Source organism: Limisphaera sp. 4302-co (assembly GCF_049537155.1).
Taxonomy (GTDB): Bacteria; Verrucomicrobiota; Verrucomicrobiia; order Limisphaerales; family Limisphaeraceae; genus Limisphaera.
This window is the reverse complement of the sequence record NZ_JBMVQZ010000002.1, coordinates 267,386-282,928: the sequence shown is the minus strand read 5'-3', so window position 1 is coordinate 282,928 and position 15,543 is coordinate 267,386. Positions and strand designations below refer to the sequence as shown.

Below are 15,543 nucleotides of genomic sequence, written 5' to 3'. Positions count from 1 at the left end.
TCCCGCCCGGGCGCCCCGGCCGAGCCTCACGCCCCGGCCCCTGCGGCCCCTGCAGCCCCGCCGAATTGCTCTCGCAACCGCGCCATGTGGGCCTCGATCCGCGCCAGATACTCGTTCGGACCGTCCGGATACGGATCGTTGAGAAAGCGGTACATCCCCAGAAACTCCCGTTCCAACCGCGGTTTGGCCCAGTTCTCCCAGAAGGCGGGTGTCCGACGCAGCAAATCCTCCGGACTCCGGTACGACGCCACGTAACTTTCCGGATCCTGCGCGTAGGCCGCCGCCTCGGCGAACTCAGCGTACAACGCCGGCAGCTTCTCCAGATAATCCTCCGCCGCCATCTGCGCCAGCACATCGGCCGTGCCCAGCGCGCAACCCACCAGACGTTCCTGCTCGTTCTCGAACGGCAACCGCGCCGGTTGCGCGTCCGCCCCGGTGCACAGGATCATGTTCTGCACCGCGCGCACGTCCGCCTCGCCATAGCCCTGCGCTTCCAAAAAGCTCCGTGCGAACTCCGCACTCCGATGAACGTGCACCAGCGTGTACTTCGCCCCTGTCCCCTCCTCGTCACCCTCGCGCTTCAAATACCCCGTGTCATGAAACAACACCGCCAGCAACCCGAGCTCGAAACAACGACGCGTCAGCCGCGGCTCCACCCCGGCCCGATGCCGGCCCAGCAACAGACGCGCAAAACAGAGGGTCTCGCGCAGCGTGTGCTCCAGATCATGGTATTCCGTATCCGCCGGTTGATATCCCGGCAGCTCCCCCCGAAACGCCTGCACCGCCCAGGCAAACCCACGAGAGACAAACAACGGATCCCCATCCGGAAACATCTCCGCATACACCGCCTGCACCACGGCAGCCACCGCGTGGGGATCACCGGAACTGACCTGAACCGGCATGGCGATTCAAAACCTACAAGATCCGCCCCGTTCGCGCACGCCTTTTCCAACCCGACCCCCGGCGCGTCACCCGTCACCTCCCGACTCCCCCCGACCTGATCCGTCCCGTCCCCGCCCTCCCAACCCACACCCCGCCGGCGGTCGCCGCGACCGACCGGATCCGGGCCCCGTCGCCCTGCCGGCCCGGCGGCGGCCGGCTCGCCCCGTTGCTGGCATCGCATCCGGTTCCTCTCTATCCTCCGGCACGTGCAGGCGGGCAATTCGCACACCGCCGGACGCATGAAACACACGGGCGCAAACCGCCGGGGCGTTCAACCGTACGACCGCCCCTTCCCCCCATGGCGGGCGCTCGCGGCGGCCCTGGTCTGGCTCATCCTTCCTGGCTCTCCCATGCCGCGCACCGGCCTCACCTCGCAGGCGCCGGACTCTGCGCCGCGCCCCGCCGGACCCGACCGGGCCGAGTTCGCCCGCTACGCCGGTTCACACGCCTGCGCAAGCTGCCATCGAAGCGCCTACGACGAATGGCTCTACTCCCACCACGCCCGGGCCGAGCGCCCTCTCCATCCGGTCCGGGATGCCGAGGCCTTCGACCCACCCCGGCAGATCGCCCTCTCTCACGAAAGCTTCCTCCTCCGCCTCACCAACGGGGCCTTCAGCCTCACCGTGACGGCGTCCAACGGAGCGGACCGGACCTACCCGGTGCTCCGCGCCCTCGGGGTCCGGGCACTGGTCCAATACCTCGTGCCTGCGCCCGGCGGACGCCTCCAAATGACCCCCGTTGCCCACGATCCCATCCGCCGGGATTGGTTCCACGTCTTCGGGACGGATGAACGGCTTCCGGGCGAGTGGGGGCACTGGACCGGCCGCGGCATGAACTGGAACTCCATGTGCGCACAGTGCCACAACACCGCCGTGCGCAAGAACTACGACCCCGCCACGGATCGCTACGCCACGACCCTGGCCGAACGCGGGGTGGGTTGTGAGGCCTGCCACGGCCCCATGCGCGACCACGTCCTGTGGCAGCAACAACATCCCGGAAGCATGCCGGATCCCACCCTGCCCGCGCCGGAAACCCGCCGGACGTTCGACACCTGTGCCAGCTGCCACAGTCGTCGCACCGAACTGACCGGCACCTTCCGGCCCGGCGGGCAGTTCGAAGACCACTACCTCCCGGCCATGGTGGACGCCCGCGAGACCTTCCATCCCGACGGGCAGGTGCGAGACGAGAACTTTGAATGGGCCGCCTTCCTTGGCAGCCGGATGCACGACGCGGGCGTCCGCTGCACCGACTGTCACAACCCTCATACCGGCCGGGTCCGTCAAACCGGCAACTCACTCTGCCTCTCCTGCCATGCCACGGGCCGGCACCCGCGCGCCCCGGCGGTGGATCCCTTGAAGCATTCCCATCACCCGCCCAGCTCTCCCGGCGATCAATGCGTCCAATGTCACATGCCGGTCACCTTGTACATGCAACGGCACCCGCGTCATGATCACGGTTTCACCCTGCCGGACCCGTGGTTGACCGTGCGCCACGGCATACCCAACGCCTGCAACCGCTGCCACACCAATCAAACCGCCGACTGGTCCCTTCAACACGTCCGAAACTGGTACCGCGAGGAAAGGTTCACCGCCACGCGCCGTCGCACCGGCGCGGTGGTGGCTGCCCGAGCCGGTGAACCCGACGCCTGGCAGGCCCTCCTGGAGTGTCTGCAGTGGGAGACGAACGCCTATTGGCGGGCGGTCCTCGTGCAGTTCCTCGGCCAATACGCCGAACACAGCCCCGTGCAAACCGCACTCTCCCAAGCCGTGTGCGAGGTCTCTCCCCTCGTCCGACTGGGAGCCGTCCACGCGCTGGAACAGGCCCTGGACCGGCGAATACCCGGCACCGAAGGTCTGCTGCGTGCCGCCCTGAACGACACCACCCGCAGTGTCCGCGTGGCAGCCGCCTGGGCCCTGCGAGCGTCTCTCGAGCCGGGCCATCCGGCAGAAGCCGAGCTGCTGGACCACCTGGAATACCACGCCGACCAGCCATGGGGACAGTTCCGGCTCGGCCTCTACTCCTGGGATCGGCAACAGCCGGAGCGGGCCCGACAGGCGCTCGAGCAGGCCGTGGCCTGGGATCCCTCTTCCGTTGCTCCGCGGCTGGCGCTGGCCACCGTCCTGAGCGCACTCGGCGATCCGGCCGCCGCGGTCGCCCACTTGGAAGCCGCCGCGGAACGGGCCCCCACGAACGCCGAGGTCCATTTCCGGCTGGGCCTGGCCTGGAACGAAGCCGGCAACCCGGCCCGGTCACTCGAGGCCTTGGAAAAGGCTGTGAAGCTGGACCCGCGCCACGCCGCCGCCTGGTACAACCTCGGCCTGGCCCGCGCCGCCCACGGCCGGATCGAGGCCGCCCTTCAGGCCCTCCTCCGCGCCGAGAGTCTGGAACCCCGAAACCCGCGCGTGCCCTTCGCCCGCGCCACCGTCCTGGCACGTCTCGGCCGATGGCCGGAGACCCGCGCCGCTGCTGCTCGGGCGAGGGAGCTCGGTCTGGACACACCGGAGGTCCGGGCCCTGCTTCGCGCCGGTCCCGACGCCTCCGGGCCCTGAACCATCAGGGCCGGTCCTCGCGCCGGAACGCGTCCCATTCCGGCTCGTTCTCGAACAGCCAGCGACAGTACTCCTTCAGGGCCAGGCGCCCCCCGGCTTCTTCGTCCAGGATCACGGTGCAACGCGGATGCAACTGCAGCGCCGAGGCCGGCACCATGGAGGTGATCGGACCCTCCACCGCCCGCGCAACCACCTCCGCCTTCTCGCTGCCCAGCGCCAACAACACACACCACCGGGCCTCCAGGATCGTCCCCACACCCATCGTCACGGCACGCCGCGGCACCCGCTCCTCGCCCCCGCACCAGGCCGCATTCTGCCGGATCGTCATCGGTGTGAGCGCCTTCACCCGCGTGCGCGATTGAAGCGAGGACAACGGTTCGTTGAACCCGATGTGCCCCGCCACACCGATGCCCAACAGCTGCAGGTCCACCCCGCCCGCCGAACGGATCGCCTCCTCGTAACGACGGCACTCGGCCTCCAGATCCGGCGCCATCCCGTCCGGCAGATGCACGTTCTCCGGCCGCAAATTGACGTGGCGGAAAAAATGCTCCTGCATCCAGTGCCGGAAAGACCGCTCGTCGGTGGGCGGGACCCCCGCGTACTCGTCCAGGTTGAAGGTCCGGCAGCGGGAGAAATCCAGGCCCTCTTCCCGATGCAGCCGGATCAGTTCGCGGTACACGCCTTCCATGGTCCGGCCGGTGGCCAGCCCCAGAACGAGGTTCGGACGCGCGCGCAGCTCACGAGCCACGATCCGGGCCACCAGCCGGACCGCCGCCTCTGCAGAAGGCCGCAGAATCACTTCCACGAGCCCAGTACAGCAGGGCCGAAGGCGACCGCACAGCACCGAAACCTCCCGGCCCTGCCAGCAAGCCGCCCCGTGCCGGCGGGCTTGACAGGATGCACGTTCCCGTGCGGACCGGATCCGTCAGGAGCCGTGGAACGGTGGGATCGGATAGGTGGTCAGGGCCCGCATGTACTGGGCCCGTTCGAACGCACTGGGATCCGGACAGTTCTTCTGGCTCATGCTGCCCTTCAACTGGGCCACCGATTCGTACTCGTGCTCCTCCAGCCAGGCAATCAGGTCGCGTTTGACCGTCCCCAGATGGCGGTGTCCGTGCCGCAACAGGGCCGAGCACATCATGGTCACGTCGGCCCCAGCCATCAGCAGTTTGATGGCGTCGGTCGCACGGTGCACACCACTGGTCGCCGCCAGGCTGGCGTTCAGGCGCCCGTAGAGGATGGCAATCCAGCGCAACGGCAACCGCATGGCCATGGGCGTGCTCAACAGCACGTTCGGCCGGATTTCCAGCGTTTCCAGGTCAATGTCCGGCTGATAAAACCGGTTGAACAGCACCAGCCCGTTGGCGCCGGCGGCGACCAGCCGCTTGGCCACGTGGGCAAAGTTCGTGAAAAACGGACTGACCTTCACCGCCACCGGGATCGTAACGGCGCTGCGCACCGCGCGCACGATCTCCACATAATCGTCCTCGATCTCGGCCGAACTCCGGTCCGGATCGGTCGGGATGTTGTAAATGTTCAACTCCAGCGCGTCGGCGCCGGCCTCCTGCATCTTGCGGGCGTATTCCGTCCAACCCCCGAGCGTGGAGCCGTTGAGACTGGCAATGACCGGGATTTGCAGGGCCTTCTTGGCCCCGGCGATCAGCTCCAGATAGTCCTCCGGACCGAGCCGGAAATCCGACGGCTCCGGGAAATAGGTGAGCGCCTCGGGGTAACTTTCCACCCCGTGGGACAAATGATAATCCAGCTCCGCGCTTTCGAGCCGCAGCTGTTCCTCGAACAACGAGTGCAACACCACGGCGGCTGCGCCGGCGTCTTCGAGGCGTTTCAAGTCGTCCAGTTTTTCCGTCAACGGTCCCGCCGAGGGCACCAGCGGGTGCTCCAGCGGGATGCCCAGATAGGTCGTCTTCAGGTCCATGGTTTTCCCGTGCGTGGATGGGTTGGCATCGGCGCGGCGGCGCGCCGGCAGGGCGCCGCCGCACCCTCACACCGATCAGGCCGTGGTCGCGGAGACCGCCGCGGGCTCGGGATGCTGGCCGTTGCCGTTGTTGCGACGCGAGGCCAGGTAGGCAAACAACTTCCAACGGGCCTCCACATCGCGCTGCGCCTGTTCGAACAGCTTTCGCGCCTCCTCCGGCCGGCTCTTGAGCAGCATCTTGAAGCGGTTCTCGCTGAGCAGGTATTCTTCGAGTTTCGCACGCGCCGCGGGCGAATCCAGTTGCAGCGGGTTCTCCCCGGCCGCCGCACGCCGCGGATCGTAGCGGTAGAGCAGCCACTGCCCGGAATCGACCAGCAGCTTCTGCTGACGCGCCCCGGCGCCCATGTCGAGCGCAATGCCATGGGCAATGCAATGACTGTAGGCAATGATGATGGAGGGGCCGGGATACGACTCGGCCTCCAGGAACGCCCGCAGCGTGTGCTCGTCCCGGGCGCCCATGGCCACACTGGCGACGTAAATGTGGCCGTAGGTCATGCAGATCAGGCCCAGGTCCTTCTTGGGCATGGTCTTGCCCGCCGCGGCGAACTTGGCCACCGCACCGCGCGGCGTGGCCTTGGACATTTGACCGCCCGTGTTCGAATAGACCTCGGTGTCGAGCACCAACACGTTCACGTCGCGGTTGTTGGCCAGCACGTGATCCAGGCCGCCGTAGCCGATGTCGTACGCCCAGCCGTCCCCACCCACGATCCAGACGCTCTTGTGCACGAGCGTGTCCGCGATCGGCAGCAGCAGGCGGGCCTCCGGTGAATCATGGCCCCGGAGCTTCTCCTTCAGGGCCGCCACACGCTCGCGCTGCTCGTAAATGCCGGCCTCGTCCCGCGCACGACTGCCCTCCAGGAGCTCCCTGACGAGGTCATCGCCCAACACCGGGGCCAGCCTTTGTACCAGCTCACACGCAAACTCCCGTTGCTTGTCCAGACTGACCCGGAAACCGTACCCGAATTCGGCGTTGTCCTCGAACAACGAGTTGCACCAGGCCGGCCCGCGGCCGTGCGCGTCCACGGTGTAGGGCGTGGTGGGCAGGTTGCCGCCGTAGATGGACGAGCATCCCGTGGCGTTGGCGATCAACAAGCGGTCCCCGAACAACTGGGTCAGCATCTTGATGTACGGCGTCTCGCCGCAGCCGGCGCAGGCACCGCTGAACTCGAACAACGGCGGCAGGACCTGTTGACTGCGCAACTGGGTGAGTTTGACCTTGCGCCGGTCCACCTCCGGCAGGCGGAGGAAGAACTCCCAGTTCTCCCGTTCCTGCTCCCGCAACGGCGCCTGCGGCCGCATGTTGATGGCCTTCAGTTTCGGTTCCTGCTTGTTGCGCGCGGGGCAGACCTCCACGCAGAGCGCGCATCCCGTGCAGTCCTCCACCGCCACCTGCAGTGTGAACTTCATCCCTTTCCAGTCCGGATTGCGCGCGTCGGTGCTCTTGAAGGTCGGCGGCGCGTTCTCCAGGTACTTGGGCTCGTACACCTTCATCCGGATGGTGGCGTGGGGACAGATCGCCACGCACTTGGCGCACTGGATGCAAACCTTCTCGTCCCACACCGGCACTTCCAGGGCGATGTTCCGTTTCTCGTACCGGGCGGTGCCGGTCGGGAACGTGCCGTCCACCGGAAACGCGCTCACCGGCAGCTCGTCCCCGCGATTGAGCGCCAGCCTGCCCAACACGTTCCGCACGAACTCGGGCGCGTCATCCGTCACTCCCCCGCGCAGCTCGCGCGTGCTGGTGACCCGGTCGGGAACCCGCACCTCGTGCAGGTTGGCCAGGGCGTTTTCCACCGCACGGATGTTCTTCTGGACCACCTCCTCGCCCTTCCGACCGTAGGTCTTGCGGATCGCCTCCTTGATCTTCTCGATGGCCTCCTCCCGCGGCAACACCCCCGCCAGGGCGAAGAAACAGACCTGCATGATGGTGTTGATCCGCCCGCCCATGCCGCTTTCGCGCGCCACGCGCGTGGCGTCAATGACAAAGAACCGCGCCTTCTTGCGGATCAATCCCTCCTGCACCACGCGCGGCAGATGGTCCCACACCTCGTCCGGGCCGTACGGCGTGTTCAGCAGGAATGTACCACCCTCCACCAGCGGTTCGGTCACGTCGTACCGTTCCAGAAAGACCGGCTGATGGCAGGCCACGAAGTTGGCCCGGCTGATCAGGTAGGTGGACCGGATGGGACGCGGCCCGAAACGCAGGTGCGAGATGGTCATCGAACCCGACTTCTTCGAGTCGTACACGAAGTAACCCTGCGCGTAGTTGTCCGTCTCCTCGCCGATGATCTTGATCGAGTTCTTGTTCGCACCCACCGTGCCGTCCGAACCCAGCCCGTAGAACAGCGCCCGCACCACGTCGTCGCTCTCCGTGGAAAAATTCGGATCGTACGCCAGGCTCGTGTGGGTGACGTCGTCCTGAATGCCCACCGTGAAGTGGTTCTTCGGCACCTCGGCGGCCAGATTGTCGAACACGGCCCTCACCATGGCCGGCGTGAACTCCTTCGACGACAGCCCGTACCGGCCACCCACCACACGCGGCATCCGCCCGAAGTTCGCCCAGCCGTTCTGCTGCGCCTCCAGCAACGCCGCCACGCAATCCTGATAGAGCGGTTCGCCGGCCGAGCCGGGTTCCTTCGTCCGGTCCAGCACCGCAATCGCCTTCACCGTGGGCGGCAGGGCGGCCACGAACCTCCGGACATCGAAGGGGCGGAACAACCGCACCTTCACCAGCCCGACCTTTTCACCCCGCTCCACCAGGTAATCCACCGTCTCGTGCGCCGTTTCACAACCCGAGCCCATCAACACGATCACCCGCTCCGCATCCGGCGCCCCCACGTAATCGAACAGGTGATACTGCCGGCCCACCTTGGCCGCCAGCTCGTCCATCACCTTCTGCACGATATCCGGACACGCCAGATAAAACGGGTTGGCCGCCTCCCGCGCCTGGAAATAGGCGTCCGGATTCTGCGCCGTGCCCCGCAACACCGGATGATCCGGCGACAACGCCCGCTTCCGGTGCGCCTCCACCGCCTCCAGGTCCATCAGCGACAACATCACGTCGTCCGGGATCATCTCGATCTTCTGCACCTCGTGCGAGGTGCGAAACCCGTCGAAGAAATGCACAAAAGGCACCCGCGCCCGGAACGTCGCCGCCTGCGCCACCAGCGCAAAATCCATCGCCTCCTGCACCGAGGCCGACCCCAACATCGCAAAACCCGTCGCCCGCGCCGCCATGATGTCGCTGTGATCCCCGAAAATGGACAGCGCATGCGTCGCCACCGTCCGGGCACTGACATGAATCACCGTGGGCAACAATTCGCCCGCGATCTTGTACATGTTGGGGATCTTCAACAACAGCCCCTGCGAGGCCGTGAACGTCGTGGCCAGCGCCCCGGTTTGCAAGGCACCGTGCAGCGCGCCGGCCGCCCCGCCCTCACTCTGCATCTCCACGACCGTCGGGATCGTGCCCCACAGGTTCCGCCGCCCCTCCGCCGTCCATTGATCACACCACTCCGCCATCGGCGACGAGGGTGTGATCGGATAAATGCACATCACCTCGTTGAGGCGATAACTCACATGCGCAACGGCCTCGTTGCCGTCCACGGTGACAAACTTTTTGGTGCTCATGCTTCGTTCCCCGAAAAAAGCCGCACTCCAAACCGACACCCCGGGACCCGTGCGCGGGCGCCGCACCTGCGCACGGCATCCGCCCGACCTGTCATCCTGCCCTACCCTACCCCCGGACCGGCCGGTGGCCAGTCGTTTTTTGCCAAACAACGACCAAAGTTTGTCGGGTGCCCGGCCCGCGCCCTTCCGCCGGCCTTCAGCGAGTCACCTGACCGGACCGGGGACCCCCCATCAGGAAGCGCCAGTAGGTGGTACCCAGACTGCGCGCGCCCTCCCGCGGCCATTTCCAGTGATTGTAAGCCCCGTGAACCACAAGAGGCGCCAGCACCAGCGCGCCCAACCCCAGCGAACTGAACCGCAGCAACGCAAGCACAAGGGCGAAACTCAACAGGTTCGACGCAATGATCGGCCAGGTGAAGGGTGTCCGATTCTCCGTGCTGATGAGCGTGCCCCAGAAGATGTAGTTCATTTCCAGGAAGCCATGGAGAGCCAGCAGCCCCAACCACGGCATGGGCAACAGCTGCTTGTCCGGGTGCCAACGCTCCAGCAGCCAGGGCACGACGACCATCACCGCCGCCGCCAACCCCGCGTAGGTCAGGTACTGCAGCCAGATCCGCGGCCAGACCACACGCCGCATCCCTTCCAGGTCCTGCCGGATCCGCAACTGCCCCAGATACGGCCATTTCACCGACGTCCATACCTGCGCCATGCCCGAGCAGATGGTCAGCAACTGAAGGGTAAACCCGTAGCGGCCGCTGGCTTCCAATCCCAAAGCCGGCAGGCAGATGAGCGTGTTGGCCTGGCCCGCCAGGTAAAAGCTGAACAACTGCAACCCGACGCGCCAGCTGTTCGGCCAGAGGGTCGCAATCAAGCGCCGGACCGTCACGGGGTCCGCCGCGCCGGGTTCGGGTCCCAAGGTGGCCAGCACCTCCCGCCTCGCCAGTGCCCGCTGGACGAGGGATCCCACCAGCCCCGCCAACGGCACGCTCAACAATCCCCCTCCGGCCAGCAGCAAGCCGCAGCTGAGCAGGATCTTGATCACCTGCGCCAGGGTGATCTGCCGGGTGCTGCTCAGCACCCGGTCCATCCCCCGCAAAAACACGTTCCACCACCCCGTGTAGATCTCCCACAGGATGGACAACAGGGTCAGTCCCCAGGCCAGCCAGGTCACCGCCGGTTGACTCGTCTGCACCACGGCGCGCGACACCGCCCACGTGCCCAGTGCCCCCAGGAAAACCAGCGCCGCCAGGGTCAGCAGCCGGTACAACGCCCGCGTGGTGTGCAACAGCCGCCACAGGAGCTCGCGATTGGGCCCGGCCGCCCCGGGCTCCGGCACGTACCCCTGCGGCCGCAACTCCCGGGCGCCTCCCATGGCGTAGCTCACCGCCCGGCCGATGCTCGTCGAAAACCCCAGATCCAGGATCGGCACCAGCGAGGACAAACTGAGGAAAACGAAGTAGGTGTGGAAATCCGGCGTGGGCAGGCGACTGACCAGCAGCGGCAACACCACCACACCGGCCGTCAACCGCAGCCCGTTCATCACCCACGACCAAACCACGGCCGAGCCCCACAAGCGCCGTGCCCAGCGAACCCACGGCGCCGCGCCCGGCCGGCAGGCCGCATCACTACAAGCCCTGCCCACGGCGGCCAGTGGAAGGATCCGCACTCCGCGGGTCAAGCCGCCCGTTGCCGGCGCAATCGACCCGCCCACCCGGTCACCCGGCCCGGCCCCGCTCCCCCTGCGGGCCCGCCGGACCGGAATCGAAGGTTGTTTCCCCGCCGCCGGCCGCGTATTCAAACAGGGCGAACGGCCCCGGCCGGCTCTCCGGGGCCCGGGAAAAACAACGACGCATGAAAGTGGTGATCTTCTGCGGCGGGTTGGGCACACGATTGAGGGAGGAGACCGAATTCCGGCCCAAGCCCATGGTGCCGATCGGCGACCGGCCGATCCTCTGGCACATCATGAAGATTTACGCCCACTACGGGCACAAGGAGTTCATCCTCTGCCTCGGTTACAAGGGCGAAATCATCAAGGAGTACTTCCGCAACTACCAGTGGTTCACCAGCGACGTCACCCTGCGGCTCGGACCGCGCCCGCGCATCAAGTACCACAACCAACATCCCGAGGAGGATTGGATCGTCACCCTCGTCGACACCGGGCTCCACACCCAGACGGGCGGCCGGCTCAAACGCGCCCTCCGCTTCATCGACGACGACACCTTCCTCTGCACCTACGGCGACGGACTCACCAACAGCGACATCAACGCCTCCATCGCCTTCCACAGACGACAGAAAAAAATCGTCACCGTCACCGCCGTCCATCCCACCGGCCGGTTCGGCGACCTGGAGCTGCAGGGGGATCGCGTGGTCGCCTTCAACGAAAAACCCGAAAAACTGGACGCCTACATCAACGGCGGCTTCTTCGTCATGGACCGCCGCATCGAACGCTACCTGACCGGCGACGACTGCGTCCTGGAACGCGAACCGCTCCAGCGGCTGGCCGCCGAAGGCCAGTTGGCCGCCTGGCGGCATGACGGCTTCTGGCAGTGCATGGACACCTACCGCGAACAGCAGATGCTGACCCAGATGTGGAACTCGGGTCAGGCGCCTTGGAAGGTCTGGAAGCAGTGAATGCCCCCTCCTCCATCTTTGGCGGATTCTACACCGGACGCCGGGTGCTGGTCACCGGCCACACCGGTTTCAAGGGCGCATGGCTCTCGCTGTGGCTCCACCGTCTCGGCGCCGAAATCCACGGCTTCAGCCTGCCTGCGCCCACGCAGCCTTCCCTGCACGAGCTCCTTCCAGCCAACCTCTTTGCCAGCCAAACCCTCGCAGACGTGCGCGACCGGGAGGCGGTCGCCGCCGCCATCCACCGGATCCGCCCGGACGTCATCTTCCACCTCGCCGCCCAGGCACTCGTCCGGCGCTCCTACGCCGAGCCCGTCGAAACGTTCCAAACCAACGCCCTCGGAACCGCCCATCTGCTGGACGCCCTCCGCACCACCGAACATCCCTGTGTCACCGTCGTGGTCACCAGCGACAAATGCTACGAAAACCGCGAGTGGGTCTATGCCTACCGTGAAAACGATCCCCTCGGCGGGCATGACGTCTACTCCATGAGCAAAGCCGCGGCCGAACTGGTCGCCCAGGCGTGGGACCGCTCCTTCTTCCGGCCCCACCCCACCCTGGGCCCCGTGGTCACCGCTCGCGCCGGCAACGTCATCGGCGGCGGCGACTATGCCGAGGACCGCATCGTCCCCGACTGCGTGCGCGCCCTGTTGGCCGGCCGGCCCGTCCGCGTGCGCCGTCCCCATGCCGTGCGCCCCTGGCAACACGTGCTGGAATGCCTCAGCGGATACCTCTGGCTGGCCGCGTGCGTGGCCGGCCAGCCGAAAAACTCGCCCCTCCGGGGCCCGTTCAACTTTGGACCCGACCCCGCCGCGCAACAGCCCGTCCGGGTCCTCGTCGAGACCTTCCTCCACTACTGGCCCGGCCGTTGGGAAGACGTGTCCGACCCGCGCGCCCCTCACGAAGCCACGCTCCTCGCCCTGGCCATCGAAAAAGCCGCCGCACTCCTCGGATGGCGCCCGGTCTGGGATTTCGAACGTGCCGTCCGCGAAACAGCCACCTGGTACCGGCACCGGCACGTCCTCGGCCACAAGGACATGGTCTCCTTCTGCCTCGATCAAATCGCCGCCTACGAAGCCGATGCCCGGCACCGCCAGGTCGCCTGGGCCCGACCCGCCCAACCGTCATGAGCAGCTGTCGTTCTTGCGGACATCCGGACCTCCTACCCATTCTCGACCTCGGCCTTCAGCCGCTGGCCAACAACCTGCCGCGGCCCGAAGACCTCGGAAAACCCGAACCACGGTTCCCACTCTGCCTGGCCGTCTGCCCCGGCTGTTGGCTGATGCAGATCACCGAACTGGTCCCGCCCGTCACCCTCTTCTCCGAGTACCTCTACTTTTCGTCCTTCTCCGATGCCATGCTCAGGCATGCCCGCCTGGCCGTGGAACGCTACATCGCCGAGTTCAACCTCGGCCCCCGGAGTTTCGTGATCGAAATCGCCAGCAACGACGGTTACCTGCTCCAGAACTTCGTCGCCGCACGCATCCCCTGCCTGGGCATCGAACCGGCCGCCAACATTGCCCGGGTCGCCCGCCAGAAAGGCATCGAGACCCTCGAGGCATTCTTCGGCCTCGACCTGGCCCGCCAACTGGCCGCCGAAGGCCGCAGCGCCGACCTCGTGCTGGGCAACAACGTGTTCGCTCACGCGCCCGACACCAACGACTTCGTGGCCGGCCTGGCCGCCGTCCTGCGGCCACACGGCCGCCTCATCCTCGAGTTCCCCTACGGCGTGGACTTCCTCGAACACACCGAGTTCGACACCATCTATCACGAACACGTCTTCTATTTCACCCTCACCCCGCTGCTGCCCCTGTTCGAACGGCACGGGCTGGAAATCTTCCACGTCGAACGCATCCCCATCCATGGTGGGTCCCTCCGATTGTTCGCCGGCCGGCGCGGCGAACATCCGGTCCGGGAATCCGTCGCCGCACTGCTGGCCCGGGAGGAACAGCAGGGCGTCCGATCCCTGGACTGGTACCGCGGATTCGCCGAGCGCGTCACGCGCCTGCGGGAGGAGCTGGTCCGGCTCCTCCGCACCTTGAAACAACGCGGCCACCGGCTGGCCGCCTACGGCGCCGCCGCCAAGGGCAGCACCCTCCTCAACTACTACGGCATCGGCACCGACCTCCTCGATTTCGTCGCCGATCGCAGCCCCTACAAACAGGGCCGCCTCATGCCCGGCGTGCACCTGCCCATCCGCCCGCCCGAAGCGCTCCTGCAGGAACGGCCCGATTACACCCTCCTGCTCGCATGGAACTTCGCCGACGAGATCCTTGCCCAACAGGAGGCCTATCGCAGGGCCGGTGGCCGGTTCATCCTGCCCATCCCCGAAGTGCGCATCGTCTGAACCCATGAAGTTCCAACCCGCACGCCTGCCCGGTGTCTGGATCATTGACCTCGAACTGCGTGAGGACGAACGCGGTTTTCTGGCCCGGACGTTCTGTGAGCACGAATTCCAGCAGCACGGCCTCAACATCCGCTGGCCCCAGTGCAACCTCACCCTCACCCGCCGCCGCGGTACCATCCGCGGGCTCCATTACCAAGCCGAGCCCAAACCGGAAATCAAACTCATCCGCTGCGCCGTGGGCGCCATCTGGGATGTCCTGGTCGATCTGCGCAGGGACTCCCCCACCTTCGGACAGTGGGAGGCCTTCGAACTCACCGGGCAAAACCGCCGCATGCTTTACGTCCCCGGCGGGATCGCCCACGGATTCCAGTGTCTGCAGGACAACTCCGAAGTGTTCTATCACATGTCGGAGTTTTATCACCCCGAGCTCGCCCGGGGCGTGCGATGGAACGATCCCCAACTGGCCATCCCGTGGCCCCTGCCGGACCCCATCCTCTCCGAACGCGATCGCCAACTGCCCCTGCTGTCCGAACTCCCATGAGGCTCCTCGTCACGGGTGCCAACGGTTTCATCGGATCCGCCTGCGTCCGTACCGCACTCGCACGGGGTCACACGGTCGCCGGCTTGAAACGCCCGGGCCGGCCCGTGCCGCCCGACCTGCCACCCTCGGATCGTCTCCTCTGGCTGGAGGGCTCCCTGGCCGAGCCCCCCTGGCCGGCCCTCGAAGCCTTCCAACCCGACACCTGCCTGCACGCGGCGTGGATCGCCACGCCGGGCGTCTACCTGCACTCCCCGGAAAACGACCGTCTCGTGCGGGAAAGCCTCACCTTCGTGGACGGCCTGCTCCAGCGCGGGATCCGACACCTCGCCGGCGTGGGCACCTGCATCGAATACCAAATCACCGGCCAACCCCTCGCCGAGGACGCCACACCTGTTGCACCAGACACCCCCTACGCCCGGGCGAAAGACGCCCTCCGACGCGCCCTCCAAAGCCGTGCCCTGCAGGAGGGCTGGACCTTCACTTGGGGCCGCGTGTTCTATCCCTATGGACCTGGTGAACACCCGGCCCGGTTCTGCTCCCATCTCCTCCGGCAGTTGCTTCAGGGCCAGCCCGTCACCGTCAAGAGCCCCCACGCCCTGAAAGACTACATCTTCATCGAAGACCTGGCCCGCGCCATCCTTCTGACCCTCGAACATCGCTTGCAGGGCGCCGTCAACTGGGGCACCGGCACCGGCGTCACCGTCGGCCACATCGCCCGCACCGCCGCCGATCTCGTCGGCCGACCCGACCTCGTCCGCTATCAGGACCCGCCCCAACCGGACCCGTTTCACCCTGTGGTCGCCGATGCCACACGGCTGCGCCAACTGGGCTGGTCACCCGCGGTGGACCTGCGGGAGGGTCTGCAACGGCTGCTGGCCTCGCTCTCCGGCCGGACCGCCTCGCACTAGTC

The 15,543-nt window shown here is 66.8% G+C and carries 11 protein-coding genes; 6 read left to right on the top strand and 5 right to left on the bottom strand.

The window, feature by feature from the left end; translation table 11 throughout:
* Positions 1 to 26: 26 nt before the first annotated feature.
* Positions 27 to 902 (bottom strand): hypothetical protein, encoded by an 876-nt coding sequence (locus ACPDIX_RS03345; RefSeq protein ID WP_423430361.1) that lies wholly within the window; start codon positions 900 to 902, stop codon positions 27 to 29.
* Between the two features lie 390 nt (positions 903 to 1,292).
* Here ACPDIX_RS03345 and ACPDIX_RS03340 point away from each other — a divergent pair, with 390 nt between their 5' ends.
* Entirely contained in the window at positions 1,293 to 3,491 is a 2,199-nt protein-coding gene (locus ACPDIX_RS03340) for a tetratricopeptide repeat protein (RefSeq protein ID WP_423430360.1), read from the top strand.
* Positions 3,492 to 3,495: 4 nt separating this feature from the next.
* On the opposite strand, the gene nagB is transcribed toward ACPDIX_RS03340, so the two are convergent.
* The 4 genes from nagB to ACPDIX_RS03320 form a co-directional block, all read right to left on the bottom strand.
* On the bottom strand, positions 3,496 to 4,296 hold the full coding sequence (nagB, locus tag ACPDIX_RS03335; protein ID WP_423430359.1) for a glucosamine-6-phosphate deaminase: 801 nt from the start codon (positions 4,294 to 4,296) through the stop codon (positions 3,496 to 3,498).
* Positions 4,297 to 4,416: 120 nt separating this feature from the next.
* The gene (locus tag ACPDIX_RS03330) at positions 4,417 to 5,427 is read right to left on the bottom strand and encodes a dihydroorotate dehydrogenase-like protein (RefSeq protein WP_423430358.1); all 1,011 of its coding nucleotides are present in this window, start codon (positions 5,425 to 5,427) and stop codon (positions 4,417 to 4,419) included.
* A gap of 75 nt (positions 5,428 to 5,502) precedes the next feature.
* Complete coding sequence (nifJ, locus tag ACPDIX_RS03325; RefSeq protein ID WP_423430357.1) at positions 5,503 to 9,117, bottom strand: pyruvate:ferredoxin (flavodoxin) oxidoreductase; 3,615 nt, start codon at positions 9,115 to 9,117, stop codon at positions 5,503 to 5,505.
* Between the two features lie 196 nt (positions 9,118 to 9,313).
* Positions 9,314 to 10,759, bottom strand: coding sequence for a hypothetical protein (locus ACPDIX_RS03320; protein ID WP_423430356.1), 1,446 nt, complete (start codon positions 10,757 to 10,759; stop codon positions 9,314 to 9,316).
* A 209-nt stretch (positions 10,760 to 10,968) separates the two neighbouring features.
* Between ACPDIX_RS03320 and rfbF the strand changes: the two genes are divergently transcribed.
* The 5 genes from rfbF to ACPDIX_RS03295 are packed head-to-tail and all read left to right on the top strand — an operon-like array spanning position 10,969 to position 15,541.
* Complete coding sequence (gene rfbF / locus ACPDIX_RS03315) at positions 10,969 to 11,748, top strand: glucose-1-phosphate cytidylyltransferase (RefSeq protein WP_423430355.1); 780 nt, start codon at positions 10,969 to 10,971, stop codon at positions 11,746 to 11,748.
* Entirely contained in the window at positions 11,706 to 12,875 is a 1,170-nt protein-coding gene (rfbG, locus tag ACPDIX_RS03310) for a CDP-glucose 4,6-dehydratase (protein ID WP_423430354.1), read from the top strand. Before rfbF ends, rfbG begins: the two co-directional genes overlap by 43 nt.
* Positions 12,872 to 14,092 (top strand): methyltransferase domain-containing protein, encoded by a 1,221-nt coding sequence (locus tag ACPDIX_RS03305; RefSeq protein ID WP_423430353.1) that lies wholly within the window; start codon positions 12,872 to 12,874, stop codon positions 14,090 to 14,092. Before rfbG ends, ACPDIX_RS03305 begins: the two co-directional genes overlap by 4 nt.
* Positions 14,093 to 14,096: 4 nt before the next feature.
* Positions 14,097 to 14,633, top strand: coding sequence for a dTDP-4-dehydrorhamnose 3,5-epimerase (rfbC, locus tag ACPDIX_RS03300; RefSeq protein WP_423430352.1), 537 nt, complete (start codon positions 14,097 to 14,099; stop codon positions 14,631 to 14,633).
* Complete coding sequence (locus ACPDIX_RS03295; protein WP_423430351.1) at positions 14,630 to 15,541, top strand: NAD-dependent epimerase/dehydratase family protein; 912 nt, start codon at positions 14,630 to 14,632, stop codon at positions 15,539 to 15,541. The genes rfbC and ACPDIX_RS03295 overlap by 4 nt, the downstream gene beginning before the upstream one ends.
* Positions 15,542 to 15,543: the final 2 nt, after the last annotated feature.